Origin of the sequence: Kitasatospora sp. NPDC088779, from assembly GCF_040685395.1 — a bacterium.
GTDB lineage: Bacteria > Actinomycetota > Actinomycetes > Streptomycetales > Streptomycetaceae > Kitasatospora.
The window spans coordinates 1-2836 of record NZ_JBFBHW010000115.1; the positions used below are offsets into that span (position 1 = coordinate 1).

Consider the following 2836-nt stretch of genomic DNA (forward strand, 5'->3'; position numbering starts at 1 on the left):
CCGGCGGGTACGGGCTGTAGTGCGGTGTCGAGGACGTACGTCCGGGTGTTGGCCAGCGGGCGGCCGATCGGCACCACGTTCGGGACCGCCGAGGCGGGGGTCATGGTGAAGGTGGTCTTGATGGCCGTCGTCTCGGTGGGCGCGTAGACCGCGACGACGGAGGTGTCCGGGCACGCCTGGAAGAGCCGGCGGACGGCCTCGGGCGGGACGACGTCGCCGCCGGTCCACACCTGCCGGACGGCCCGGAAGGCCTCCGGCGTCTCCTCGGCCATCAGCCGCAGCAGGCCCGAGGGCGCCTGGACCAGGGTCACCCGGTGGGTGGTGATGGTCTCGGCGAGGCGCCGGACGTCCAGCTCGCCGGGCTCGGCCAGCACGATCGCCCCGCCGGTGACGAGCGGCGCCCAGATCTCGGTGGTGGAGGCGTCGAAGGCGGTGGGCGAGTGCAGCAGGACACGCTCGTGGTGGCCCGCGCGGAAGTGCTGGTTGCCCAGTAGGTCCACCACGTTGCGGTGGGTGACGGCGACGCCCTTGGGCAGGCCGGTCGAGCCCGAGGTGTACATCACGTAGACCAGCTGGCCGGGGTGCACGGGCACGTCCGGGTCGCCCGCCTCGGGGGCCGTGGCGAGCAGCGCGTCGGTGACCTCGACGGTGGCGAAGCCGCCGGTGGCGAGGACCGGATGCCCGTGGTGGACCGGGTCGGTGAGCAGCAGGCCGGTGCGGGTGTCGGTGAGGATGTGCTGGAGCCGGTCCAGCGGGTAGCGGTCGTCCAGCGGGACGTACGTGCCGCCCGCCTTGGCGATCGCGAGGACGGCCGTGAGCAGCCCGGCGGAGCGCTCCATCAGCACCGCCACCGGCTGTTCGGTGGTCAGGCCGCGCGCCAGCAGCAGGGCGGCGAGGCGGTTGGCGCGGCCGTTCAGTTCGGCGTAGCTGAGCTGTTCGGCGTCGGTGATCAGGGCGGGGGCGTCGGGGGTGGCGGCGGCCTGGGCCTCGAACAGCCGGGGCAGGCTGGTGTCGGGCACCGGTGCGGTCGGTCCGTTCCAGCCGGTGAGCAGGTGCTCGCGTTCGGCGGGGTCGAGGATCTCGATGCTGCCGAGCGGGGTGTCCGGGTCGGCCGCGACGGCGCGCAGGACGCGCAGCAGCCGCTCGGCGAGGGCGGTGGCGGTGGCGTGGTCGAAGAGGTCGGCCGCGTAGTCGACGGCGCCGCGGACACCGAGGCAGTCGCCGTCCTCCGTGAGGTGCTCGACGAAGTTGAAGTTCAGGTCGAACTGGGCCTGGGCCTCGCCGGCCTCGACCGGCCGGGCCGAGGCCGGGCCGAAGGCGAGGTCGCCGGCCCGCTCGGTGTTCAGGGTGACGAGCGACTGGAAGAGGGGGTGGCCGGCGGTGCGGGTGGGGTTGAGGTGTTCGACCAGGCGCTCGAAGGGGATGTCCTGGTGGTCGTAGGCGTCGAGGTCGGTGCGGCGGACGCGGTCCAGCAACTCGCGGAAGCTCGGGTCGCCGGACGTGTCGGTGCGCAGCAGCAGGGTGTTGACGAAGAAGCCGACCAGGTCGTCGAGGGCTTCGTCGGTGCGTCCGGCGACGACGGTGCCGATCGGCAGGTCGGTGCCCGTACCGAGGCGGGTGTAGAGGGTGGCGACGGCGGCTTGCAGGGCCATGAAGAGGCTGGCGTTCTGCGTGCCGGCCAACTCGGCCAGGGCGGTGTGCAGTTCGACGTCGAGTTCCAACTCGGCGGCGCCGCCCCGGCGGGTGGGCGCGGCCGGGCGCGGCCGGTCGTACGGGAGTGCCAGCTCCTCCGGAAGGCCGGACAACGCCTGCTGCCAGTAGGCGAGTTGAAGGGAGACGACGCTCTCGGGGTCGTCCTCCTCACCGAGAAGCTCGCGCTGCCAGAGGGTGTAGTCGGCGTACTGCACCGGCAGCGGCTCCCACTGCGGCTCGGTGCCGGCGAGCCGGGCCTCGTACGCGGTGGCGAGGTCGCGGAAGAGCGGGGCGACGGACCAGCCGTCGCTGGCGATGTGGTGCGTCAGCAGCAGCAGGACGTGCTCGCCCGGCGAGGGGAGGGCGTACAGCCAGGCGCGGACGGGGAGGTCGGCGGCGAGGTCGAAGACCTGCCCGGCGTCCTCGCGCAGCCGCTCGGACAGTTCGGCTTCGTCGGCCACCGGCACCCGGTGCAGCGGCGGGCGCCCCTGGTCGAGGATGTGCTGGTGGGGCTGGCCGTCGGTGGTCGGGAAGACGGTGCGCAGCACCTCGTGCCGGGCCACCACGTCCCACAGCGCGCCTTCCAGGGCGGCGGCGTCGAGCTCGCCGGTCAGCCGGAGGGCGAACGGCGTGTTGTAGAGGGCGCTCGGGCCCTCGAACTGCTCGATGAACCAGAGCCGCTGCTGGGCGAACGACAACGGGATCAAGGTCTGCCTCCGACTGGCGACTTACGGCTGCTGGGGCTGGTAGGGCTGGTGGGGTTCGGCGGTCGCGGGACGCGGCGGGCCGCGCCGCCGGCCGGGCCGGCGGCGGGCGCGCATCCTGTGGTGGACGGGGCCGCGAGGTGGGCGGCAGGTCAGGCCGGGCCGCCCGGGCGGCGCATCGGCCGCAGGGCCGGGCGGGCCTTCTTCGGCGCGGCTGTCTGCTCGCGCCCGGGCAGGACGGCGGCCAGGGCGGCGACCGTGGGAGCGTCGAACAGGGTGCGGATCGGCAGCTCCGTCCCGAGGGCGGTGCGGATGCGGCTGACCAGCCTGGTGGCGAGCAGCGAATGGCCGCCGAGGTCGAAGAAGCGGTCGTCGATGGTGACGGTGGTGAGTCCGAGGACGTCGGCGAAGAGTGTGCAGAGGGTTTGTTCGGTGGTGTT

General features: G+C 73.7%; 2 protein-coding genes. Both read right to left on the reverse strand.

The features are described 5' to 3' along the window. The coding region (locus tag AB0P03_RS40700) for a condensation domain-containing protein (RefSeq protein WP_363633777.1) at window positions 1-2399 on the reverse strand (2399 nt) is incomplete at its 3' end. Window positions 2400-2548: 149 nt separating this feature from the next. Further along, a partial coding sequence (locus tag AB0P03_RS40705) for a phosphopantetheine-binding protein (protein WP_363633779.1) occupies window positions 2549-2836 on the reverse strand: 288 nt, incomplete at its 5' end.